This is a genomic window from Nostoc sp. DSM 114161 (assembly GCF_052692665.1).
The window spans coordinates 3891231-3916353 of record NZ_CP195141.1; the positions used below are offsets into that span (position 1 = coordinate 3891231).

The window sequence follows — 25123 nt, forward strand, 5'->3', positions numbered from 1 at the left end:
CCTTGGCAAAGCCTCTCGTAGAGAAGGCTTTACGCTGCGCTATCGTGCCTCCTACTTAATCATTGCCAAAATTAATTAAAAATTACGAATTTAGCCTAGTGGTAGATACAGGCGAGTTCGGAACATAGGTATTTTCTTCGATTGAACGACTGTAATTTTCTTTGATTAAACGGCTGTAAGTTCTTTGGGGAATAAAATGGAGTGGATTGTACCCAATAAAACGTAGAATCAGCACGCAAGCCCAGGAATATCGACCATCAGTAATTGCTGCGATCACCTGCTCCAATTGTTCTGGATTCATAGCTTTTTGAAAATTTTTTTGAGAGGAAGAAATTTGGTAGTTCATGGTTAACCCTGATGTAACTTACCCAAACAGTCTTGTTCGATAGCGATTACTCAATAATTTGGTTTGACTAAAGCGGCTTCACTCTTCAAGAAAAACAAATTTTTGCTTTTGATAGGATTGCTATAGTTATGCCTGATTGAAAACTTATACACATCTAGAATAATATGTATTTGCGTCTTAGTTAGCCAAATTGGCAGTTTTTTAAGAAAAAAGACTTGTATTTTTTCATTCTATAAGTTTGAATCTATAGGAATCCGATTTGAGTATTGAAAAAATCTAACTATGTGTAGTGGCGTGGCAAGCTTAAAATAGTGCATTAGCTTGACTCTTGTGGGGTGGGCATCCTGCCCGCCCAGACGGGTGAGGACACCCATCCCACAATAAAATCTATTGCAACATTTTAGCCTTGTCACGCCAGTAATATAACGCACCATTCTTAACTGAATGTTGTTTTGGTTCCTGAGTATCTGTGATGCCAAAAAATTCTTAAAAAGAGGCTGCTTAAATATAATCAGCAAATTTACATGTAAGTTTGAATTATTACTATGGCTTTGGTGATTTGGCGATCGCTGCCCACACTCGATGATGTACTTGCAAAATTGGTGTGGGATATTTCGCTTCCAGTAATAACGCTAGTTCCTGGTCAAATATTTCTACCTTTTCTTGTGTCAAACTCGCTCCTACACCCGCACTAGCACGAATTCGCCCCCGCCAATCTTCATGGGTATAAGATACAAATAGGTCGTAAGAAAATGTACGGATGTCTCGAAATCCGGCTTCTCCAATATCTTGTAACCACTGGGGATACAATCCATTACCGCCCCCCAGATTCCACGCGGGATTATGAGCTTTAATCAGTTGTTCTGTTGCTTCAAGGACATTACCTTTTAAAGGTATCCAATCAAAATGAGCGATCGCAATTAAACCATTCGCTCTCAGTATTCTGGTAATTTCCTTGACAGCACGCGCACGGTCAAACCAATGCCAACATTGTCCGGCGGTGACTACATCAGCACTTGCATCTGGTAACCCGGTATCTTCAGCAGTGGCGACTCGATAATCTACTTTGATTTGGGCTGATTCGGTTAACTGTCTGGCTTGTTCTAGAAGTGAAGCTGATGGGTCGATGCCAATTACATAAGCTCCTCTATTAGCAAAACCCCGCGCTAGCGTTCCTGTTCCTGTACCCAGGTCAACAATGTTCTGCCCTGGTAAACCAATACCATATTCAGACAGTTTGTTAAATAATGAACTGGGAAAACCAGCGCGGTGTTTTGCATAATCAACAGCAGTTGCACCAAAATCAATTTTCATACGTTCAAACTATTCTTGTAACAATTGCCTTGGCTAGAAGTTCTCTACCCACGGACGTAGTTCCACCTCCCATGTCCAAGCACTGCGGGGTTGGCGGAGGATACTGAGGTAAGTTTGGGCGATCGCATCCGGATCGAGAGTACTATCAGTATTATCTACTGGATCTGGGCGGACTGCCGAGCGAATTGCCCCATCAATTATAAAATGTGCCACATGGATATTCTTTGGTGCTAGTTCCTTGGCAATGCTCTGAGCTAAACCCCGCAGTGCGAATTTACCCATTGCAAAGGGAGCAGAGTGAGGAAAACCCTTAACACTAGCTGTGGCTCCAGTAAAGAAAATCGCACCACCCCCCTGTTGCAACATCCGTTTGGCAGCAGCTTGGGCAACCAAAAAGCCACCGTAGGCAGTCACTTCTAGAGTTTTTGCCACACCATCGGGATCTAGCTCAACCAAAGGCCCCCGGACGCGGAAACTAGGATTATAAATTACGATATTTGGCGAACCTAGCTGGTTTTCAACATCAATAAATAATTTTTCTACCTCATTAGGTTTTGAGGCATCAGCGGCTAAACTCAGCGCCCCAATTTCATTAGTTAGCTGAGTGAGTTTCTCTATTTGACGAGCAGCTAAAGCCACACTTATTCCCTCTTTCGCAAATAATCGGGCTAAAGAGGCACTTAGTCCGCTACCCGCTCCCACTATCAATGCTGTTGTTGCCATAATTTCAAGTTTCCTGTTTTAATAGCTGGGAATTGCCCTTAGTGGGACTTTGACCAATCCGCAGTACGCAAACTGCGGCAATCAAGCAGAGAACGCCCGATAAAATAAACGCCTGTAAGTAAGTGCCTGTAGAAGTTCTTAGCATCCCGGCTCCGAATGCTGCTGTGGCTGCACCAATTTGATGTCCTGCTACAATCCAGCCGAACATGACGCCGACGTTTTCTTTGCCGAAGACATTAGCAACGAGACGTACTGTAGGCGGTACGGTGGCAATCCAATCAAGCCCATAGAAGACAGCGAAGGCAGAAAGCCCATAAAAGGAAAAATTAAAACTGAAGGGTAAGAAAATCAAAGACAAACCCCGCAGTCCGTAGTACCAACACAACAAGTAGCGATTATTCCAGCGGTCAGATAGCCAGCCGGAAATTGTTGTTCCCAGAAAATCAAATAGACCCATGATTGCTAAAAGACCAGCAGCTTTGACTTCTGGAATACCGTGGTCAATACAAGCAGGAATCAGATGAGTCCCAATTAATCCATTTGTGCTAGCACCACAGATAAAAAAGCTACCAAATAATAACCAAAAGTCGCGGTTACGCATTCCCAGCCAAAGGGCACTGAAGGTAGAGGCGATGGAATTTGCTTTAGGCTGTAATACTTCAGCAGTTTCGCTGTTGTCACCAAAGGGCCGCAAACCGACTTGCGCCGGTCGATCGCGCATAAAAATAGCGATCGCTGGCATAATTAAAACTGCTGCACCAGCGAGAATCAAAGCCGCAGTTCGCCAGCCAAAGCGATCGGTAATTGAAGCCAGTACAGGTAAAAACACTAGTTGCCCAGTAGCAGTACTAGCAGTCAAGATACCTAAAACCAAACCCCGCCTTTCAAAAAACCAGCGATTGACAACAATCGCACCCAAAACCAGGGCGATAACTCCGCTACCACAACCGACAACTATGCCCCACAGCAAAACTAACTGCCAGGGCGCTGACATCAAAGTAGTTAAACCAACACCCATCGCCAGCGCAGCCAGGGAAAACACCATCATCCGACGAATGCCGATGCGTTCCATAACTGTGGCAGCAAAAGGGCCGATTAGTCCGTAAAGTACCAAGTTCAGCGAGATTGCCAAAGATATAGTAGCTCTACTCCAGCCGAATTCCTGTTCGAGAGGCACTATAAAAACTCCGGGAGCAGAGCGAATTCCGGCTCCCACCAACAAAGCGAGAAATGTTAAACCCGCGACGAGCCAGCCATAATGAAGCGAACGACGGGCGAGGAATGAGGGTAGGGACATAGGGCAGGGGGCAGGGGGCAGGGGCAGAGGGGCAGAGGGGCAGAGGGGCAGAGGGGCAGAGGAGCAGGGAGCAGGGGGCAGAGGGGCAGAGGGGCAGGGGAAAAGGTTAAAGGGAAAAGGAATAAATTTAATCTTTCCCCTTTTCCCCGGTTGGTGAGCTTGTCGAACCATACCCCTTTCCCTTTCCCCACGCCCCATGCCCAATGCCCCATGCCCCATATCCAATTTAGCTATATGGGTTACCGATTCTGTCTACAGAGACGTTGTAGGAAAATGGTAAACGGCCGGGATTTAAGCGTGGTTCTGCTGCGTAGCCTACGGGAACTACAACGGCGATCGCTAAATCTGGATTATCGGCAGCACCAATCACTTCTTTGACTTTCTCTTCAATCCAACCGTTCATAAAACATGTTGACAATCCCAGGCTTTCTGCTGCTAACACCAAATGGGTAGCGGCAATGATCGCATCTTTGATGGCATATTCACGTCGCTTGTCGCCTAACCCACCTTGGAATTGTGGGATGGCGGTTTTAAAGTAGTCTACGGTTTTATCATTCCATGCTCCAGTCTGGAGTGCCTGCTCAAAAATCGGGGTCAAATCTTGTTCGCCGGCGTTAGGATTGGCAGCAAATACAAAGGTTACAGGTGCTTGAACAATTTGCTGTTGATTCCAAGATGCTGCTGATAGCGCCGCTTTTTGTGCCTCATCTTGTACGAGAATAATTTGCCAGTCCTGGATATTAAAACTGCTCGGTGCTGCCACAGTTAACTCTACCAATTGTTTGAGTAGTTCTGGAGCTATGGGGTCTGATTTAAAAGTTTTAATTGAACGACGTTGAGCGATCGCAGTTGGTACATCTAAAGGTTGGACTTGGGTGATTGAACTCATGAGATTCTCCTCTTTTGATAGTTAGTTGAGTTAAGCAATTTTGGATTTTCGATTGAGATTTTAGATTCTTTCTACTTAGCTTACTTGGAGCAGAGCGAGTAGAAATTCGCTTGCTCTGAGACATTTTTAAACCTTAGATGCAAGAATTGTAAATCCAAAATCCCAAATTCGGCGAATTATGAGTTGGCTACTGCTTCGCTAGCAGCCGACCAAAATGGATAGTCTATATATCCCTTTTCATTGCCACCATAAAATGTGGCTTGATTGGGTTCATTTAGTGGTGCATTCAAAGCCAAACGTTGAGGTAAATCTGGATTTGAGATAAATAATGTGCCAAAGGCAACTAAATCTGCTGCTTTGTTTGCGATTACAGCATTGCCTTTTTCGCGAGTATAACCACCATTGACAATGAGTGTATTTGTAAAGCGATCGCGTATATGACTAGTAGGCACAACAACCGCACCATGTCTGATATCTGCTTCTATTGCTTCAAAAATATGCAGATATGCCAAATTAAACTGGTTTAACGCACCAGCCGCATAACCAAATGTCTCCAGAGGATTGGAGTCACGCATATCGTTAAAAGTCCCACTGGGAGAAAAACGTACTCCCACTCGCTGAGAATCCCACACACTAGTTACCGCCTCTGTCACCTCCAACAAAAATCGAGCGCGATTTTCTATGGAACCCCCATATTTATCTGTGCGCTGATTGGTGCCATCCCGCAGAAACTGATCTATTAAATAACCATTAGCTGCATGAATTTCCACCCCATCAAACCCAGCCGCCAGAGCATTTGCCGCTGCTTGGCGATATTGTTCTACTATCTGCGGTATTTCTGAAGTTTCTAAAGCACGAGGAGTAACAAACGGTTTCGGCCCCTCAAAAGTTGAGGCTTCACCCTTAGCAGCAATGGCAGAGGGAGCCACAGGTAAAGCTCCATCAGGTTGTAAGTCAGGGTGAGAAATTCTGCCTACGTGCCATAGTTGCAGAAAAATTCTCCCTCCCTCCTGATGTACAGCATTGGTTACTAACTTCCAACCCTCCACCTGTTCTGCCGAATGAATTCCTGGTGTAGCCGGATAGCCTTGTCCTTCTGGGCTTACCTGTGATGCTTCAGAAATAATCAATCCAGCCGAAGCACGTTGGGCGTAGTAGGTAGCATTAAGCTGGTGTGGTACGTTTCCCTCACCCGCCCGATTTCGGGTTAACGGCGCCATCACTACTCGGTTCGGCAGTTCCAGATCCCCCAATTGATAAGGAGAAAATAAGTTAATTTCAGTACTCATTAGTTATAGCTCCAAATTGTTATTAATTATTGGGTATTGGGCAAAACCCTTCGGGTAGGGAAAAGGAAAAGGGAAAAGGTAGGGTTTATTCCCTTTACCCCTTGCCCCTTGCCCTTTGCCCCTTACCCTTTGCCCTTTGCAGAGACTAAACAATCGACCGAATAACGCCACCATCTACTCGCAAAGCTGCACCATTGGTTGCTGAAGCTAGAGGACTCGATAGATAAACTACCAGGGCTGCTACTTCTTCATTGGTTGCAAAACGTTTAATTAGAGAAGTTGGACGCACATTTTGGAAAAATTCCGCCTCAACTTCGGCTCTACTGTTACCACGTTCCTGCGCTAGGTTGGAAATAAATTCTTCAACACCTTCTGAACGGGTTGGCCCCGGTAAGACAGAGTTCACTGTGACTCCAGTACCAATTGTCATTTCTGCTAAACCCCGCGCAATAGCAAGCTGCGCTGTTTTAGTTGTGCCATAGTGAATCATTTCCACAGGAATTTGAATTCCAGATTCACTAGAAATAAAAACAATCCGCCCCCAGTTTTCCTGTAGCTGCTTTTGAAGATATTGCCGACTCAAACGTATTCCACTGAGTACATTGATTTCAAATATTTTTAACCAGTCTTCATCGCTAATCTCAAAGAAGGTTTTTGGTTCGTAAATACCTAGATTGTTAATTAGGATATCAACGTGAGGAACTTCTTGAAAAAGTTGTTCTACTCCTGCTTTTGTACCTGCGTCAGCAACAACCCCAGAAACTTTCGCTTCGGGGATAGTTTGCTGAATTTTGGCGATCGCCTGTGCTACTCTTTCCTCAGATCGACCGTTAACAATTACCGATGCACCCTCTTCGGCTAACCCTTGGGCTATGGCAAAACCAATGCCTGCCGTTGAGCCAGTTACCAGTGCGGATTTACCATGCAATTTCAAGTCCATTTGGCTTTCCCCGCTTATTTACTCTAGGACTGGGTACTGGGGAGATGGCTTCGCTAAGGGAAAAGGTTAAAGGTTAAAGGGAAAAGGAATAAATTTAATCTTTCCCCTTTTCCCCGGTTGGTGAGCTTGTCGAACCATACCCCTTTTTCCATGCCCTATGCCCCATGCCCCATACCCCATACCCTTTACCTACATTAAAGATGCTGTGCTAAGGTCTTATTTAATGTGGTTTTCGGAACTGCCCCCACGACAGTATCGACTTGCCGACCCTCTTTGAAAACCATCAAGGTCGGAATGCTGCGAATTCCATAATGGCTGGCTACAGTAGGATTTTGATCTGTATTCAGTTTCACTACTTTTACCTGTCCTTGGTATTCAGTAGCCACTTCGTCTACAACCGGAGCCACCATCCGACAAGGGCCGCACCACGGTGCCCAAAAGTCCACTAACACTGGAATTGTACTTTCCAAAACTTCTTGCTTGAATGTGGCTTCTGTGACATTTGTAATGGATGACATAAATTGCCTTCCTGATTTAATTCTATAATTCGATAATATCGAATAATAAAAATATATGCTACTTGATGAGATAATGCAACTATGAGATTCCTTTATCATCCAGATAGAAAAAATATTTCTTTGCCGGGAGTGTTGTATGCATTGGGCGACCCGGTGCGGTTAGAGATTGTGCGGCTGTTAGCGAGTGAGGGGGAACAATGCTGTGCGAGGTTTGACTTTGCGATCGCCAAGTCTACCATGTCCAATCACTTTAAAATTTTACGCGAATCGGGCGTAGTATTTACACGTAAAGAAGGGACGCAGCACATTAATATCCTGCGGCGTGAAGATTTAGAGATGCTGTTTCCAGGTTTGCTCGATGCTGTGTTGAAAGCAGCTCGACCATTGTCTGTTGACCCCACCACTACTAAACAAACAGCCTCAACTAGAGGAAGGGGGCAAGATTGGTGATATATACTCGTATTTAAGTTACGAATTTTGCTGCCTTTGTGATAACCAATTAGTTAGATCGGTAACTGAGGTAAAATCAAGTAATGCTTCGGCTAATGCTTCCAACTCTCCAATAGATAAAGAACGTACACGGTCAATTAATGCGTTATCAATATTACCTAAACGTCGATTTAGTAGCCGCGTTACCAACAATAACGCTTCTTGCAGCCTAGCATCGCGCTCGAAAGTAGTTACATATTTCATACGTCGTTGCGCCTCAAGTTGTCGTATTTCCAGTTTAAACTCTGCTTCCAAATCTGGTGGTAGAGTTAACATCCAATCCACAAAAGCTAGTAAATTCAAAACATCTTGTTCTTCAAAGCCTTTTTCATACAATCTTCGTGCCAAAACCAGTTTTTGGACTTTCCGTTCGTTGCGATTACTGCGAGTATTTAATGCTGCTAAGTGGGCTATAACTACTGTTGCAAATGGGTTGTTATCGTTTTCTAGTTCAGATAATAGGGGTTGATAATCTATCAACTTAATAATTGGAAATTGGAAATTCAACGTACAGCCAAACAGACTATAACTAAATTGTGACGGTCGCCAATTTTTTCTTTCGTCTCCCAGAATAGCAAGCGAGGCTACAGATCTCTTATATTTATCGTAAATACGATAATTATATGTATACATTCGAGCGGCAAAGTCTGACTCTTCTTGAGACTGTACCTCGATATGGACTAATACCCACTTTTCTTGACCATTCTTGAGATATAACTTTACTAATTTATCGGCAAAACGGCGTCCAATTTCTGCATCTGCTACTACTTCTTGTAGTTCTTTGTCTAAGAATTCTGGCTGCTGTGTCCAATCAATTTCGTTATATGCCGCCGGGAAAAAGAATTGAATAAACTCTGGAAAATATACTGTTAAAATATCTTTCTAAGGTGAATCATATTCGGTTGCTGGGTTATTTTCTTTGTTATCGTTATTATTAGTCATTTGCAGTAACACTGAAATTTTTTAAATGCATTTTAATCTCCGATAAAAATTTTAGTAAATTTAGTAGATGTAGGGTGTGTGATGCATTAGGCTAACGCACCATTAACAATTAAAGGAGGTTAATTATTTGATTAATTCATATTGAATTAATCTGTCTGTTTCCGTTTCAGGTTCTGTTTTATAAAACTTATAATACATTACTTCAGAACTTCGATCTGCCAAATAGTATTCGTAATCTTCTTTTACATATAGACCTACTGACTTTAAATAATTATCAGAAATGGCAGTAACTTTTACTTTTGCTATGACAGTCATTTCATCTTCATCATCAAAAGGTATTCTCTTGTACTCAACCGTACATAAATATCTCTGTCTTTTTTTTGGGTCAGTACTAAGTGCAAAATCTCTTGCTAAAGTTAAACATTTAATATTATCTTCGTGAACAATTCGATTGCCTTGATAATCTAACAATTTTTGAGCAAAATCAGATAATTGTTTAGCATTGAAATTTTCAATTATAGTATTTTTATAATAACTATTAATAAAATCAAATAAAGGTTTTGTTTCTTGCAAAATTGAAGAATATTTATCTAAATAATCTGAAAAATTTTCAAAATCAATACGCATTTCAACTTCTTTTTCTAAGTTTAACATATCTGTTTTTCAACTTTGATACCTAAGATTTTTCGCTAAAGATAAAAGCTTGGACAACATATTCTAGATTCTAGAGTTGGAATTGGTTGTCTGTTATTATAACTGTTTGAATCAACCACTCTCGCTGACTTTTATTTTGCGGGATATACTCTTCCTTTCCAGTTACCGCCGCGTCCTTGCCAGTGACGGAGTGCAGAATCTAGAGTCATTAGGGTATAAAGAAAAGCGATCGCGGGTAAACTCAAGGCGAACCAAAAAGAACATTTATAAAAGCGAATTGTCGGGTAGTAAGCCAAGGTCATTAATAACCAAGCGAATAAAGCTGTAAAGGCGATCGCCCAATTATTCCAAAGTACACCCAAAATCAAACCTATAGGTGGAACTAAATAAATTAAGCTCATTCCTAGCAAAGTTCCTAATAGTAATAATGGAGAATAATTCAATTGTGTATAAGCAGTACGGGCAACCATATTCCAAATCGTCGCCAAGGAATTATAGGGGCGCAAACTGCGAGTTAAAGTACTCAATCCCAGCCAGATACGCCCTGTACTGGTGATTGATGATTGGGGATTGGGCAAAACCCTTCGGGTAGGGAAAAGGGAAAAGGGAAAAGGGAAAAGGAGGGATCTTTCCTCTGTCCTTGGCGAAGCCATCTCCCCAGTCTCCAGTCCCCAGTCCCCAGTCCCTCTTTTAACCGCCTTAGCCAAAGCGCAATCATCAATTAAAGCTTGGCGAATCGTTTGAATACCGCCAATTCGCTCTAAAGCTTGTTTGCGAATCAGGATGGAACCCCCAGCAGCAGCGGCTGTGGGATGGTTGGGATTATTTACCCAGCGGAAGGGATAGAGTTTTTGGAAGAAAAAGACGAAGGCGGGAATCAATAATTTTTCCCAAAAGCTTTCACATCTGAGTCGCACCATCACTGAAACTAAGTCTAAATTTTCTTCCTCAGCTTTAGCAACGAGTCGCCAAAGACTACTCACGTCATGTTCGATATCTGCATCGGTAAGGAAATAATAGTCAGGCGTCAATAAACTCGCCTTCTCGATACCTTGCTCAACTGCCCAAAGTTTCCCCGACCAACCGGGAGGTAGTGGTTCTCCTGAGATAATATGCAATTGCTCGGATTTACCTAAAGCGTAGGCGACTCCTTCGGCGAAATTTGCTGTACCGTCTGTGCTGCGATCGTCTACTAAAAACACATGCAAAGAACCAGGATAATCTTGGAGTAAGAGCGATCGCAAGCTGATTGGCAGTAATTCAGCTTCGTTACGCGCAGGAACCACCGCACAAACCGTAGGTTGTAAAGACGTTGTATGCAGCTTCTCTACCTCTAGTTGCTGGTCTAACCGCCAAAACTGCCCCCGAAAACACAGTAATCCTAACCAAATTGCCAAGGATAAAAGCATCAATCCTAATACAATTACACCCATGACCTATTGCAAATTCTCAGTGACTCAAGACAGAATACTATGTCTACTGATAGAGGAAAATAATTTTTTTCACCTGCATTGCCGTGTTGTTAACTAGTGTTGAGTGTTGAGGTTGAACGGTTTTTGATGCAAACACAAGACAGGGTAAAAGTCAAGCAAGTCGCCCAAGCGATCGCAGCTAGCCAAGAATATCTGCTTTCAATTCAAAATCCGGCAGGTTACTGGTGGGCAGAGTTGGAATCTAATGTCACCATCACTGCCGAAGTCGTGCTTTTGCATAAGATTTGGGGAACAGACCAAAAAAGACCTTTGCACAAAGTAGCAGCCTACCTGCGTCAAGAACAACGGGAGCATGGCGGCTGGGAGCTTTTCTATGGTGATGGCGGAGAACTTAGTACCTCAGTTGAAGCCTATATGGCGCTGAGACTGTTGGGTGTGCCAGCAAGCGATCCGGCGCTGGTTCGGGCGCGAAGGTTTATTCTCGAACGCGGTGGTATTAGCAAAACTCGGATTTTTACCAAGTTGCACTTAGCTTTGATTGGCTGTTACAACTGGCGCGGTATTCCTTCGCTACCACCTTGGATAATGCTGTTGCCGGAAGCTTTCCCGGTGAATATTTACGAGATGTCTAGTTGGGCGCGTTCCAGCACTGTACCGTTGTTGATTGTATGCGATCGCAAACCGATTTTTCTCACCGACCAAGGTATCAACCTAGATGAACTATACGTTGAAGGTGTGGATCGAGTCCAGTGGGAGTTACCCAAAAAGAACGATTGGACAGATTTATTCCTCACCTTGGATGATGCTTTCAAGTTGGCAGAACGCCTAAATTTAGTCCCTTTCCGGGAAGAAGGCATCAAAGCTGCCGAAAAGTGGGTTTTAGAACGGCAAGAAGCTACAGGCGACTGGGGCGGAATTATTCCGGCGATGCTCAATTCCATGCTGGCTTTGCGGTGTTTGGATTATGACCAAAACGACCCCATTGTGGAACGAGGGTTAGGGGCAATTGACAATTTTGCGATTGAAACAGAGGACTGCTACCGAGTACAGCCTTGTATTTCACCCATTTGGGACACAGCTTGGGCGATGCGTGCTTTGGTAGATTCTGGTTTTGCATCAGATCATCAGGCTGTGGTACGAGCTGGCGAATGGTTGCTGCAAAAGCAAATTTTAGACTACGGAGATTGGGCCGTCAAAAATCGCCAGGGAAAACCGGGGGCTTGGGCGTTTGAGTTTGAGAATCGCTTTTATCCCGATGTCGATGACTCGGCTGTGGTGGTGATGGCGCTGCATCAAGCGAAACTGCCTAATGAAAAAAACAAGCAGGCTGCGATCGCTCGTGCCTTAAAATGGATTGCATCTATGCAGTGTAAACCAGGCGGTTGGGCTGCTTTTGATTTGGACAACGACCAAGATTGGCTTAACTCCATCCCCTATGGAGACTTGAAAGCGATGATCGATCCAAACACCGCAGATGTTACCGCTAGGGTAGTAGAAATGCTGGGTGATTGCGGTTTGTCAATTGAACCGCGTAACCTTGAGCGGGCGCTCACTTATCTTTTAAACGAACAAGAAACAGAAGGTTGTTGGTTTGGGCGTTGGGGTGTAAATTACATCTACGGGACGAGTGGCGTTTTATCAGCTCTGGCGTCGATCGATCCTCAAAAGTATAAGCTCAATATAGAACGGGGTGCTGCTTGGTTAGCGGGATGTCAAAACCCAGATGGTGGTTGGGGCGAAACTTGCCGCAGCTACGACAATCCCAGCCTTAAAGGAAAAGGGCGCAGTACTGCATCTCAAACTGCTTGGGCTTTAATTGGCCTGTTGGCAGCAGGTGAGGCAACTGGTAAATTAGCCCTTGAAGCCATTGAACGCGGAATTAACTACCTTGTGGCAACTCAACAACCGGATGGTACTTGGTTTGAGGCAGACTTCACAGGTACTGGCTTCCCAAGCCATTTTTATCTCAAGTATCACATGTATCAACAATACTTTCCTTTAATTGCGCTAGGGCGCTATCAAAAGATGATTATTGACTAATGGTTGATGACTGTTGACTTAACAGTCAACAGTCACTACTTATGCGTAAGAAAATCAGCTTTGATGATAATTGTTCAACTTAATTTGCGGTAAATTCTGTTAGTAATGTATCGATTAAAATATTTGCTGATTACCATCTAAATGCCATCCTTGCAAAGAATTCGGGTCAAAGGGATCGTAGACAAAATAATCTGACGTATGAAAAGTTTGTTCGTAAAGGTCTTTCTTAACAGTTTTATCTATTTTGGCTGTGGATGGTGACATTAATTCTACAATTACATCAGGATAACGACCGTTTTCTTCCCACACTACCCAACCTTGCCGAGAATTAGTCCCGTCCACATTCAAGACAGCAAAGAAATCGGGGCCGCGGAAATCTTGGTTACGTACTTGGGCGCTGCTGTAATAAATAAACATATTACCACCAGCGAAGAAATCATTGCGATCGCCCCAAGCTTGTTGCAATGACCGAATCAACACATTCATCGCAATACGATGTCGATTTGATTCCAAAGGTTCCCCATCATCAAAAATTAAATCTGTGGGTGGTGTGGGGTGTTCCCAGTCTACAATCGTTGCTGGATTGTTTTCGGTAGTCATGAGCGATCGCCTTTTTCAAAAAGTGTTGAATAATAATTCAGAATGTCTATAAATTATCTTTAACCCAATTTCTAAAGTTACGCATAGCTTGACTTCTGCCAATTGTTAAACACTGCTGCACATATTCATTCACTAATTCAACAATTGGGATATTAGGAAAATTAGGGCTAGATTCAGATTTAATATATTTTCCTTCTTGTAACAAACAAATTTCTAAACCTTTTCGTGTATGTCGCCACAGTTCAGGAACTCCCAAAATTGCATAATTATCAAATCGGCTGCGAGAAGTAATATCAATCTCAATTGCTAAATCTGGGGGCGGATCTATATTTAAATCTATGCGGTTTTTGCCAATTACAGCAGCTTGATTTTGAATATAAAAACTAGTATCTGGTTCTACTGCTTGGCGCATTCGCTCATTTTTAAGTGTTGTAGAACCAAAAGGTTCAAAATCAATTTGTAGTGTTTCTAATAAAATTTTGACTAAATCACCAATATATTCTTTATCTTTTTCGTGTTCTGGTAGAGGAACCATAATTTCTAACCAACCATCACTATAAGAAATGCGTGCCGCACGCCTTTCTCCCATTTCTTCTAAAATATTTTCTAACTGCTGCCAACTTATGTCTTGGAGTAACATTTGTTGACCGGGTTTAACAACAATTTGTTGCAGTTTTAAAAGCATATCACCTCAGAGAGTTGATGTCTTAGCTGTTGTGTACGGAATTACCAAGAAATAAATTTTACAATCTTCCGGGGTGGACATATTGTCCGCTCTTGCTTACGGGCGGGCGAGACGCCCACCCCACAAGAAAAGTTGAATGTTTTTTATTTGGAATTCCTACGGGAAATTTAAATTATGAATCAACTTTCTTTAAGTATATAACCCTTGCCAATTACATGACGTACAAAAATTTGTCGGGATACCAAGCTTGACACCTCTATCTTTCAGCGATCGCTGAATTCTTATTTTTAACAATTACTTTTTACTTGTTAAAGGAATACGGATGGTAAACTCTGTCTGGCATCCTGGAGTCGAATCAACTTCAATACTTCCTGCATGTTTTTCTACGACAATTTGATAGGCGATCGCCATTCCTAATCCAATTCCTTTACCTACAGGTTTAGTAGTAAACATGTGGTCGAATACTCGTTGCTTGACCTCCTCGCCCATGCCAATACCATTATCATAAATTTGAACGATCGCGCTCTGAGCTAACTTGTCAAGTTGGGTTTGAATTCTAATATGATTGGGATTACTTTTAAGAGCCTCAAAATTGCGTTCTTCGCTGGCTGCTTCTAGTGCATCAATGGCATTTACCAAAACATTCATAAACACCTGATTGAGTTGCCCTGCATAACATTCTACTTCGGGTAAATCGCCGTATTTTTTAATAATTTGAATTTCTGGGCGTTCGGATGTGGCTGTCAGGCGATGATTGAGAACCATCAAAGTGTTGTCTAATCCTTCATGAATATCTACCAATTTCATGTCTGCTTCATCGAGACGAGAGAAGTTACGCAGAGACAGCACAATTTGACGAATGCGCTTGGTTCCCACTTGCATAGATGTCATGAGCTTGGGTAAATCTTCTGCCAAAAACTCAATATCAAGGTCTTGTGCGAGTTCGCTAATTTCTGGTGTTGAATTTGGATAGGTTTGTTGATAAAGTTTGAGCAAATCTAGGATGCTTTCGGTGTATTCGCTGGCATGGTTGAGGTTAGCATGAATAAAATTCGCCGGATTATTGATTTCGTGTGCCACCCCAGCCACTAATTGTCCCAAGCTAGACATTTTTTCTGAGTGAATGAGTTGAGCTTGAGTATTTTGCAATTCTCTGAGGGTTTTGCTGAGTTGCTGCGCCTGGTGGCTGGAAATCAAGGCGCGTTCCCGAATTTCTTCGTATAGTTGCAATTGTCGCCATGCACTAATCAACCCAACCAGCAGCAATCCTCCCAAAACTGTAGCCAAGATATTCAATGCTTGCAATGGGGATTCAATATTTTCTTGTGGCACAATCAAAGCGATCGACCAATTTGCCTCTCTCAGCGGCGTGTAAGCAACATAGTTCCATTTGCCATCTACTTGAGCTAATTCAATATTTGTGCGTTTAGCTACCATTTTTTTGGCAATTTCAGCTAACCGGGGATTGGGAGAGTTGAGGAAACTCTGGGCGGCTCTTTCAGGCGTGCCAATTAGTCGCGTGTCGGGATGGACGATGGGAACTCCTTGAGAATTGAGCGCAAAGGCATAGCTACCCTTGCCTTGCTGTAAATTGCTAACTACTTCAATTACTCGATTAATCGGAATTCCTCCCATCAACACACCTGCTGGTTTTGTGCCTGTTTTACTAGGAACTGGCGAACTAATTTGAACTTGTAACTGTTTGGTTGTGCGTCCAATAATTGGATCGGCTGCTATTGTTTCACCTACTATACTCCGCTGAAAAAATTCTCGGTCTCGAACGTCGAGACGATCTCCTGGAGTATTCATTAATACAGCATCTGGTGTAGCGAAGGCCATGAGCAAAAACGTTTGCAGCCGCTTTAACTCAGATTGCAAGTAAGGTTCCATCAATGACCAATCTAGCGATCGCACCACACCGGAGTTTGCCAAGGTCTTGATTTCTGTCTTGCGAATCGCTAACCAGTTATCAATATCATCCTCACCTTGTTGTGCTTTTAACAGTGCTTGCTGCTTGAGACTGTCGAGCAATAATCCTTTAACAAAGTTGTAACTAGCGATCGCGGTAGCGCTAATACTAATGGACAGCATTATTACAAGTGATAATAACAGGAGATTTCGCGATCGCCATTTCAATGAAAAGTAATTTTTTTGATTTTTACCAAACTTTTGCGGGTTGATTTTCAACCAGGCTTTGAATAATTTGAGTATCATCCTTGCTTGTCTCCAAGTTCAAAATAAAATGCCAAAGTAAAAATGTCAAACAAAGATGATTTTTGACAAAGAAGACAGGAGGAAAGAAGTATTACTCCCAATACTTGTCGGGTTTTGGGGAAAGGGGAAAGAAAAAACCTTTAACCTTTACCCTTTAACCTTTTCCCCAAATCCAATTCCGAGTTAAAAATCCACAAAGCGTGCAGTATTGGTATTACTCCTGCCTCCTGACTTTTTAACTTTGTTGAGTAGAAATTTTAATGACAAACTCTGTCCCTCGTCCAAGTTCGGAAGTGCAGGAGAGCGAACCGCCATGTCCTTCTACTATAATTTGACGAGCGATCGCTAATCCCAATCCCGTACCTTTGCCTACAGGTTTAGTAGTAAAAAGATGGTCAAATACTTTTTGTTTAACTTCTGGTGACATCCCCACACCATTGTCAGCAATCTTAATCGCAATCTGATTGCCTGAATCTGCTACACGCGTTTGAATGGTAATGCAATTGGGATTAGCTAAAATCTCTTCTAAGCTCCGCCCTGTATTATATTCTTCAAGTGCATCAATGGCATTTGCTAACAAATTCATAAACACTTGATTGAGTTGCCCAGCAAAACATTCCACTAAAGGTAATTGACCATAATCTTTGACTATTTCAATTCCCGGATGATTTTCGTTAGCTTTCAAACGGTGTCTGAGAATCAAAATAGTGCTATCAATACCTTCGTGAACATCAAAGGGAACTTTATAATCGCGATCGGCTCTAGAGAAAGTTCGCAGACTATTACTGATACTGCGGATACGGCTAACACCTAATTTCATCGAGTCGAGTAATTTCGGCAAATCTTCCCGTAAATAATTTAAATCCATCGCATCAATTTCGTCTTCAATTTCTGAACCGGGGCGGGGAAATTTTTCTTGGTAAAGGTTAATTAGCCCAAACAATTCTTTAACATAATCCTTAGCTGGCTCAATGTTACCGGCAATAAAGCTAATAGGATTGTTGATTTCATGAGCAACACCCGCTACCAAATTCCCCAGAGCAGACATTTTTTCATTCTGAACTAATTGCAATTGCATTGTTTGGAGTTCTTGCAATGCTTGTTCTAATTGTTGCTTTTGCTGTTGCAGCAATTGTTCTGCTTGCTGGCGTTCGGTTATATCTTCACTTGTGCCAAGGATGCCAAAAACATTTCCGTCTCGATCTCGTAGCGGAATCTTATTTGTATTCGACCAGATTTGTTTTCCGTCTGGTTGCAACAATGTTTCAATAATGTTGAGTTCAGCTTGTCCGGACTCCATGATGCGGCGATCGCATTCTACATAGTAATCCGAGTGTTCGTCAGACGAGGGAAATTGATAGTCGGTTTTACCGATAATATTCTCTGGTACTTCTAAACCCACAGTCTCAGCAAATTTGTGGTTACAGCCTAAATAAATGCTATTGCGATCTTTCCAGAAAACAGACTGGGGAATATTATCAATAATTAACCGCAAAAATTGTTCGGTTTGCCCAAGGTTTTTGAATGCTTCTTGTGCCTGTTGATACAATCTGGCATTTTCCAGGGAGATTGCAGCTTGAGTACATAATAAATTGAGGATTTCCACGCGATCGCTTGTAAATGCCCCAGTAGTCAGATTATTCTCTAGATACAAAATCCCCAATAGTTTGCCTTGGTGGATAATCGGCATACACAGCAGGCTTTTGGGCTGCTGACGCATGATATAGGGATCGGCGAGTAGCGTCGAATACATTGCTGTATCAATAATGACGCTAGGTTGCAGATTGCGTTTGACGGCGTAAATTAGGCTACGGGGAACCTCTGGGCTATCATCAATAGGAACTGATTGCAGGACGGTTGATTGCTGCCCAACTTCAGCAGTCGCCTCAACGACTAATCTATCTTCTTTGAGCAATAACAATACACACTTGTCTGCGCCTGCATTTTCAATTACTACAGAAAGCAGTTTAGTAAGTAATTTTTCTAGTTCAATTTCACCAGATAGTGTCTGAGAGGCTTTGAGAACTGTTGTCAAATCTAGCATCAATGAGATATTGCTACTAGAAGTTACCGATTTGCTGAAGCTGGGATGCAATGTAGAAAAGTTATCATTGTTTGCGATGGTGTCATTGGGCGCAAGCGGCGATACTCTTTGAGAGTCACTTCGTGAACGCGTTTGTTCTAAAATCGGAGCTAGGAGTCGCGGATAGCGCTGTTCTAAGTCATCAATTTTTGCTTTAGCATCCCAACGAGCGTAGCAATAGTATGCATCAATCAAATATTCTTGGGCAATGCGTTCTTTGCCCCATTCTAAATAAAACTTGGCTGCGAGTTCATTGGCAAGTGCTTCTTCGTTCAGGTATTCATTATTCTTAGCTTTGGCAATGGCGCGATCGTATAATTCGATGGCGTTCATATACTTGCCAGAAATTCTTGCCATTTCCGCAGATAACAATAGATATCTATGCAGAAAGTTTTTCGGGCAACTATTCGCCCAGTTTTTCTGGATTTGTTGATGCTCTTGCATAATTTCCCAATACTGCTTTTTCTCATCTGATGTCGCATAGGGATAAACTGCTGCCAGAGTCAATGGATAATAGAAATGATATTGAATAATTGGAAAGAAACCAGAGTTAGTAGGTAAAGTTTTCTTAGCTTCTTCTGCCGCTTGAATAGCATCTATATAGCGGCCATAAAGGTAGGATAATTGAATTTTGAGAAAACAGTACCAGTTAATTCCATGCTCAAAATTTTGCTTTTGTCTCCAAACTTCTATGTAAGGAATATCTTGCTCATTGTTATTATCCCAGAAATCAGAGTTGTTCGAGACACCTTGTAAGTTTAGGAGAAACTGCCGCTGTAAAGTAAAGGCATACAGCATATTGGGATCGTTAACTTGTTGTACGTAGCCCAGATATTTCTCAGTTTCGGCATAGACATCTGATAAGCGATCGCCTTTAATTAACATTGCCCAAATGTAAAACGAAACTGCCCAGACACCAAACACCAAATTTCCATTTTCTTGGCAGACTTGGAATGATTGCTGGGAAATCGGCAAATTTGTTTTTAAATGCTGATTATACGGGTTAATCGTGTGGGCAAAAATGTTATTTGTCTTAAAAATAAATTGGGTGCTATTGAAGTGGCGATCGAGTTTTAATGCTAACTTTCCAAACTCATAGGCAGTTTGATAATTTCCTTGATTTGCTAGACCCATTCCATACAGACAATAAGCAAAACCAGAGCTTTCGGCATTGCCATAACTCAAGGATATATTAATCATTAATAGAGGAATCAGACAACTCAGGTTTTGATGTCCTCCCATATAAGCAGCAGCCCAAACGTCAGCTAAAAGACTCATGCAAACCTTGTGAACTGGATCTGTCATCTCAGGCAAATCAAATAAATCTGCTGGGCGAATCGTTGCCAGTTGAGCTTTTAATTCTGCTTCTTCAGTTTCGATAGCAGCTTGCTGTTCTTCAGAAGTGACAGGCAAATGCATTCCCATGATGCTTAAAGCTTTCAGTCCAGCTTGAATACTAGCTTCGATATTTTCGCCCTGAGTCATTTTCAGATACATCTGAATGGCATAAATATCTGCCTGTTCAAATTTGTCATGACTATGATTTAAGGCAATTTCAAACAGCTTTTCTGTTTGGTTAAAATTGCCAATTAAGTATTCACACTCTCCACATTCTCTATATAAATTAAAAGTGAGTTTGTAATGAGTTTCCCAACTATCTTCACCGAGCAAACCTCTGGCAAAAGTGAAATACTTCACAGATGCTTTATAGGCAGTAGAAGCTTTTGCCTTCTTACCAGCAATGAAATTTAGTTGAGCGAGTTCATATTTTTGGGATTGTTCATCAATTATGTCAATTCCCTCATTGAACTGATTAACAATATCAAAAATGTTTGCTTCAATAGCCTCTGCTGGTGTAGATTTCAACAACAATCGTCCAATTTTTAAATGAGTAGCTTGCTTTTGAGATTCAGGAATCAGCGAATAAGCAGCTTGCTGGACGCGATCGTGCAGGAATTTGTACGAGCAATTATGATAATTGTCATGCTGAAATTCAGAATTTGAAATTCTAAATTCCGACTCCTCTTGATAAAATTTGTAGACTTCATTGATGGGAATAATTAAACCTTCCTGCACAGCTTTCCAAAAGTCGGTGGCTGTTTCCATCTGGGATTTTTCATGGACTATTGCCAGAGTCATCAAATCAAATTGGTTGCCTATACAAGCGGCTAACTTCAAAACTTCTTGAGTCTGTGTTGGCAACTTTTGGAGTTGAATTGCCATGAATTCGACTACATCATCAGTCAGAGAGAGCGATCGCACCTGAGCAAGATCGCATTCCCAATAGCCACCCTCAAAATTAAATGTAATTAGTCGATCTTGATGTAGCGCTTTGAGAAACTGGGTGCAGAAGAAGGGATTGCCTTTGGTTTTACTTAATACCAAGTTTGTTAACGGTATCGCTAACTCCAGAGAACAACTCAACGTGTCTGCAACCAAATGATTGACGGATATTTCGTTGAGGGGATCTAAAGTAATCGTATTGACTGTAGCGCCTAACTTCTGGATTTCATCTAAAGTCAGTACCAGCGGATGTACTGGGTTGACTTCGTTATCGCGGTAGGCACCGATTAATAGTAGATAGCTGATGTCAGCTTCACTCATCAACAAGTGCATTAATTTTAATGAAGCCGAATCCGCCCACTGCAAATCATCAATGAAGATTACCAAGGGATGTTCTGGCACAGTGAACACTTGAGTGAACTTCAAGAACAGCAAATTGAAGCGATTTTGTGCTGCACTTGGTGAGAGTTCTGGCGCAGGAGGCTGTTTACCAATCAGACTCTCCAGTTCTGGAATTACCTCAATCATCACTTGTCCGTTTTCACCCAAGGCTTTGAGAAGCTTAGACTTCCACTGTTCTAGTTGAGTGTCAGTTTCACTGAGCAGTTGTGTTATCAAATCTCGAAAGGCTTGCACAAACGCAGAGAAAGGGATATTGCGCTGGAATTGGTCAAATTTACCTTTAATGAAATAACCGCGCTGTCGGACAATTGGCTTGTGGACTTCGTTAACCACAGCAGTTTTGCCAATTCCAGAGAAGCCTGCTACTAACATAATCTCAGTGCTTCCCCAACTGACTCTCTCAAATGCATTCAATAAAGTTTCTACTTCAGGTTGCCGACCGTAGAGCTTTTCAGGGATGATAAAGCGATCGCAAATGTCTCGCTTAGCTAATTCAAATCTTTCAATCTTTCCAGTTTCTTGCAGTTGACGCCGACAAACTTCTAGATCGTATTTCAGCCCTAATGCACTCTGATAGCGTTGTTCAGCATTCTTCGCCATCAATTTCATCACAATATCACACAGAACTGGAGGAACTTCTCCCCTCTGCTCCCTGCCCCCTGCCCCCCTGCCCAAACTTGGCGGCTGTTTGGCGATGTGACAGTGAACCAACTCCATCGCATCGTTAGACTCAAAAGGTAGCTGCCCAGTCAGTAATTCATAAAATGTAATTCCCAGCGAGTAGTAATCGCTGCGGTAGTCAATTGAGCGATTCATTCGTCCGGTTTGTTCGGGGGAAAGGTAGACAAGAGTACCTTCTAAGACATTAGGATTCTGAATTTCCTGGGTTTCTCTGGGCAAAAGTGAGGCAATGCTAAAATCTATTAACTTGACTTCCTTAGTTTCTGGGTTAATGAGAATGTTGGCAGGCTTGATGTCTTTGTGGATCGTTCGATGTCGATAAAGTCCGTCGAGAATTTCACTCAAAGCGATCGCAATATCTAAAAACTCTTCCAAGAAATTTGGATTACTCTCCATTGCTGTTTTCATCCATTCCCTCAGAGAAATACCCCCGAAATCCTCCATTACCAAAGCATAGCTGTTGCCGTAGGGTTCTAAGCTGTAGGGACGAACAATACTTGGGAGGTCAATATTTTTGGCAATAGTATACTGATTGCGAAACTGGAGAAGTTCGCTGAAGGTAGGATACTCCTGATGAAGCAGTTTAATAATCACCGGAAGTCGATCGTCTTCTCGAATTCCACGGTAAACTAACGTTCTAAAGCTCGTATAAAGTTGCTCGCTAATTTGATAGTTTAGAATCTGAGATATATGTTTAACTGCTGTATTCATGCTTGATTGAGTCTCTTGAAATCAGCTATTTATTTCAACTAGTTTGCCCAAATATAAGGTTTAGCTAACTCAGTGTGATTTTGAGCGTAGGCGTAATACCATTTCACGAAAATCTTGATACATATAAATCTACCGTAGGGGCTTTTACAGCTGTGCGCCCTTACCAAGGTATTTGTATCAAGTTTAAAGTGAAACAGTATAACCCGTTGCAGACAGCGCATTTCTGATCTCTGGCATCCATAGCCAAAAGGCTAAACTCCTATTATTTCCGGTAAAATCAATTTCTGAGGACTGTAATTTGGGAGAATTTTGGGGTGCCCACACTTGGCGTTAACATTGACCACATTGCCACCATCCGGCAAGCACGGCGGACGGTGGAACCAGACCCCGTAGCGGCGGCGGTGCTGGCAGAATTAGGAGGTGCAGATGGAATTACAGTGCATCTGCGAGAAGATAGACGGCATATCCAAGACAGGGATGTGCGAATCTTAAGACAAACAGTGAGAACTCACTTAAATTTAGAGATGGCCGCTACAGATGAAATGTTAGCGATCGCCCTTGACATCAAACCAGATTATGTAACTTTAGTCCCCGAAAAACGCGAAGAAGTCACAACAGAAGGCGGACTAGATATCGTTGGGCAAATTGCTAGAATAGGTGAGATCGTTGATAAATTGCAAGGCGCTGGCATTCCAGTTAGTTTATTTATCGACGCCGAGCCAGCACAAATCGAAGCATCTGTCAAGGTGCAGGCTAAATTTATTGAATTGCACACCGGACAATACGCTGAGGCTAAGGATGAAACAACTCGCCACCGAGAATTAGCCGTATTAGCGAAAGGGTGCGAACAAGCGATTCAAGCCGGACTGCGAGTCAACGCCGGACATGGACTCACCTACTGGAACGTCTACCCAGTGGCTGCGCTTGCTGGCATGGAAGAACTGAACATCGGTCATACCATCATCAGTCGGGCAGCCTTAGTAGGTATAGAACGAGCAGTTCGGGAGATGAAAGAAGCGATAATAGGGCATGGGGCATAGGGCATGGAAAGGGGAAAGGGGAAAGGGGAAAGGGAAAAGGGGAAAGGCATTGATTTTTAATTATTCTCCTCTGCCCCTCTGCCTCCCCTGCTCCCCCTGCTCTCCCCCAGAGGGGTTGTAACTGCGAAATCTAGAAATCAATCTTCAACTAAAAAATTCTATGAGCGCAACACAGTCTAACAACCTGCCGCTTTGGGTACAGGATCGCGATCGAGTGATAACAGAAAGTATTGATACTGAGTGGCGCTATCAGACACCACCAGATTATTCTCGCTCCAAAGAAAATCTGGCTCAAGAAAGTACCCGCAATCACTTAGAAGGTACACTAGAAGCGATCGTGCAAAACTTGGTGCGAACCTTCGAGATGGAAGTATCCTTTAAAGCTAACCCAGAACAGTGGTTATCTATTGTGAATGATAAGTTTCGCCTCAGTACTAATGGCGGAGTGGACTATACAGCGGCAGATTTATCAGCCCAAGGTACTTACAATCTATTTATGCCTGATTCAGAACACTACAAAGCTTCAGAAGAAAGCTTTGAATCATCGGCAAAACTCTTCCACACAACATTTCCCAAAGGATTTCCTTGGGAAGTGCTGGAAGTTTTCTCAGGGCCACCGAATGTAACATTTAAATGGCGGCATTGGGGACATTTTAACGGACAATACAAAGACTATGCACCTACTGGAGAGACGGTGGAAATTATCGGCATGAGCATTGCAAAAGTTACCGATGACTTAAAGATTATTTCCTTAGAACACTACTTTGACAATAGTCTGTTCTTGACCAAGCTAACATCTGGTGGCAAGGCAAATGCAGACAATCAAGGAAGTGCTTGTCCCTTCAGTTCTTGGTTCAAAAAGTTCCAAAAAAGTTAATTTTCAGGGGTACAGTGTGTAGGACTGTGCCCTGAAATTATTTCCATAACAAGCAAAGGATGAAAATGCAAACATATCATTACGTTTTGGCCAGTCAACGTTTTATCCTCGAAGAAGAACCGATAGAGGAAGTTCTCAAAGAACGTACCCGTCATTACCACGAACAAGAAAAACAAATTGATTTTTGGCTAATTGAGCAACCCGCTTTCTTAGAAGCGCCCCAGTTTGCAGAAATAAAAGCAAAGTGTCCCCAGCCAGCAGTGGCAATTATTTCCACTAATCCCCAATTTATTACTTGGTTAAAGTTGCGTTTAGAGTACGTTATCACAGGAGAATTCCAAGCTCCTTGTGAGGAAATACCTGATGCTCTAGCATCTTTGGCTACTGTGTCTTAGGAATTGGGTATGGGGCATTGGGCATTAGGCATGGGAAGAGGACAAGGAGACAAGGGGAAAGGGGAAAGGGGAAAGGGGAAAGGGAAAAGGGGAAAGGGGAAAGGGAAAGGCATTGATTTTTAATTATTCTCCTCTGCCCCTCTGCCTCCCCTGCCTCCCCTGCCTCCCCTGCCCCTCTGCTCCCCCTGCTCCCTGCTCCCCATGCCCCATGCCCCATACCCTATGCCCATTTCGCATTTTTCTTTATAAAATCTTTGATGACACCATAATTTATCTAT

19 protein-coding genes and 1 pseudogene are annotated in these 25123 nt (G+C 42.6%); 5 read left to right on the forward strand and 15 right to left on the reverse strand.

Annotation, left to right across the window (positions count from 1 at the left end; all coding sequences use genetic code 11):
- Positions 1-82 precede the first annotated feature (82 nt).
- The 8 genes from NSTC745_RS16895 to trxA all read right to left on the reverse strand — a co-directional run bounded on the left by NSTC745_RS16895 (position 83) and on the right by trxA (position 7316).
- The gene (locus NSTC745_RS16895) at positions 83-346 is read right to left on the reverse strand and encodes a HetP family heterocyst commitment protein (protein WP_445638166.1); all 264 of its coding nucleotides are present in this window, start codon (positions 344-346) and stop codon (positions 83-85) included.
- 543 nt (positions 347-889) lie between these two features.
- Positions 890-1660: a class I SAM-dependent methyltransferase gene (locus tag NSTC745_RS16900; protein WP_445638167.1), complete on the reverse strand. Its 771-nt coding sequence runs from the start codon at positions 1658-1660 to the stop codon at positions 890-892.
- A 33-nt stretch (positions 1661-1693) separates the two neighbouring features.
- Positions 1694-2383: an SDR family NAD(P)-dependent oxidoreductase gene (locus NSTC745_RS16905; protein WP_445638168.1), complete on the reverse strand. Its 690-nt coding sequence runs from the start codon at positions 2381-2383 to the stop codon at positions 1694-1696.
- Between the two features lie 4 nt (positions 2384-2387).
- The gene (locus tag NSTC745_RS16910) at positions 2388-3680 is read right to left on the reverse strand and encodes an MFS transporter (protein ID WP_445638169.1); all 1293 of its coding nucleotides are present in this window, start codon (positions 3678-3680) and stop codon (positions 2388-2390) included.
- 226 nt (positions 3681-3906) lie between these two features.
- A complete protein-coding gene (locus NSTC745_RS16915) occupies positions 3907-4569 on the reverse strand; it encodes a nitroreductase family protein (protein WP_445638170.1) in 663 nt (220 codons plus the stop codon).
- A 176-nt stretch (positions 4570-4745) separates the two neighbouring features.
- Positions 4746-5858 (reverse strand): alkene reductase, encoded by a 1113-nt coding sequence (locus tag NSTC745_RS16920; protein WP_445638171.1) that lies wholly within the window; start codon positions 5856-5858, stop codon positions 4746-4748.
- 145 nt (positions 5859-6003) lie between these two features.
- Positions 6004-6798, reverse strand: coding sequence for an SDR family NAD(P)-dependent oxidoreductase (locus NSTC745_RS16925; protein ID WP_445638172.1), 795 nt, complete (start codon positions 6796-6798; stop codon positions 6004-6006).
- Positions 6799-6992: 194 nt separating this feature from the next.
- Positions 6993-7316, reverse strand: a complete 324-nt coding sequence (trxA, locus tag NSTC745_RS16930; RefSeq protein WP_096535548.1) for a thioredoxin — start codon at positions 7314-7316, stop codon at positions 6993-6995.
- A gap of 81 nt (positions 7317-7397) precedes the next feature.
- Between trxA and NSTC745_RS16935 the strand changes: the two genes are divergently transcribed.
- A complete protein-coding gene (locus NSTC745_RS16935) occupies positions 7398-7766 on the forward strand; it encodes an ArsR/SmtB family transcription factor (RefSeq protein WP_445638173.1) in 369 nt (122 codons plus the stop codon).
- An 18-nt stretch (positions 7767-7784) separates the two neighbouring features.
- Here NSTC745_RS16935 and NSTC745_RS16940 read toward each other — a convergent pair whose 3' ends face one another.
- From NSTC745_RS16940 to NSTC745_RS16950, 3 genes are all read right to left on the reverse strand, one after another.
- A complete protein-coding gene (locus NSTC745_RS16940) occupies positions 7785-8681 on the reverse strand; it encodes a DUF4351 domain-containing protein (RefSeq protein ID WP_445638627.1) in 897 nt (298 codons plus the stop codon).
- 189 nt (positions 8682-8870) lie between these two features.
- Positions 8871-9401 (reverse strand): hypothetical protein, encoded by a 531-nt coding sequence (locus NSTC745_RS16945; RefSeq protein ID WP_445638174.1) that lies wholly within the window; start codon positions 9399-9401, stop codon positions 8871-8873.
- 131 nt (positions 9402-9532) lie between these two features.
- A complete protein-coding gene (locus NSTC745_RS16950; RefSeq protein ID WP_445638175.1) occupies positions 9533-10834 on the reverse strand; it encodes a glycosyltransferase in 1302 nt (433 codons plus the stop codon).
- 126 nt (positions 10835-10960) lie between these two features.
- Here NSTC745_RS16950 and shc point away from each other — a divergent pair, with 126 nt between their 5' ends.
- Positions 10961-12874: a squalene--hopene cyclase gene (gene shc, locus NSTC745_RS16955; protein WP_445638176.1), complete on the forward strand. Its 1914-nt coding sequence runs from the start codon at positions 10961-10963 to the stop codon at positions 12872-12874.
- Positions 12875-12997: 123 nt separating this feature from the next.
- Here the strand turns inward: shc and NSTC745_RS16960 are convergent.
- From NSTC745_RS16960 to NSTC745_RS16975, 4 genes and pseudogenes are all read right to left on the reverse strand, one after another.
- A pseudogene (locus NSTC745_RS16960) lies at positions 12998-13474 on the reverse strand (Uma2 family endonuclease); the annotation flags it as partial.
- 46 nt (positions 13475-13520) lie between these two features.
- Positions 13521-14159 (reverse strand): Uma2 family endonuclease, encoded by a 639-nt coding sequence (locus NSTC745_RS16965; protein ID WP_445638177.1) that lies wholly within the window; start codon positions 14157-14159, stop codon positions 13521-13523.
- A 294-nt stretch (positions 14160-14453) separates the two neighbouring features.
- On the reverse strand, positions 14454-16373 hold the full coding sequence (locus tag NSTC745_RS16970; RefSeq protein ID WP_445638178.1) for a sensor histidine kinase: 1920 nt from the start codon (positions 16371-16373) through the stop codon (positions 14454-14456).
- Between the two features lie 235 nt (positions 16374-16608).
- Complete coding sequence (locus NSTC745_RS16975) at positions 16609-22533, reverse strand: ATP-binding sensor histidine kinase (protein ID WP_445638179.1); 5925 nt, start codon at positions 22531-22533, stop codon at positions 16609-16611.
- Positions 22534-22847: 314 nt separating this feature from the next.
- Here NSTC745_RS16975 and NSTC745_RS16980 point away from each other — a divergent pair, with 314 nt between their 5' ends.
- The 3 genes from NSTC745_RS16980 to NSTC745_RS16990 all read left to right on the forward strand — a co-directional run bounded on the left by NSTC745_RS16980 (position 22848) and on the right by NSTC745_RS16990 (position 24845).
- Complete coding sequence (locus NSTC745_RS16980) at positions 22848-23573, forward strand: pyridoxine 5'-phosphate synthase (RefSeq protein WP_445638180.1); 726 nt, start codon at positions 22848-22850, stop codon at positions 23571-23573.
- 160 nt (positions 23574-23733) lie between these two features.
- Positions 23734-24450: a SnoaL-like polyketide cyclase gene (locus NSTC745_RS16985; RefSeq protein WP_445638181.1), complete on the forward strand. Its 717-nt coding sequence runs from the start codon at positions 23734-23736 to the stop codon at positions 24448-24450.
- A gap of 65 nt (positions 24451-24515) precedes the next feature.
- Positions 24516-24845, forward strand: coding sequence for an MgPME-cyclase complex family protein (locus NSTC745_RS16990; RefSeq protein WP_445638182.1), 330 nt, complete (start codon positions 24516-24518; stop codon positions 24843-24845).
- The last annotated feature ends 278 nt before the right edge of the window (positions 24846-25123 follow it).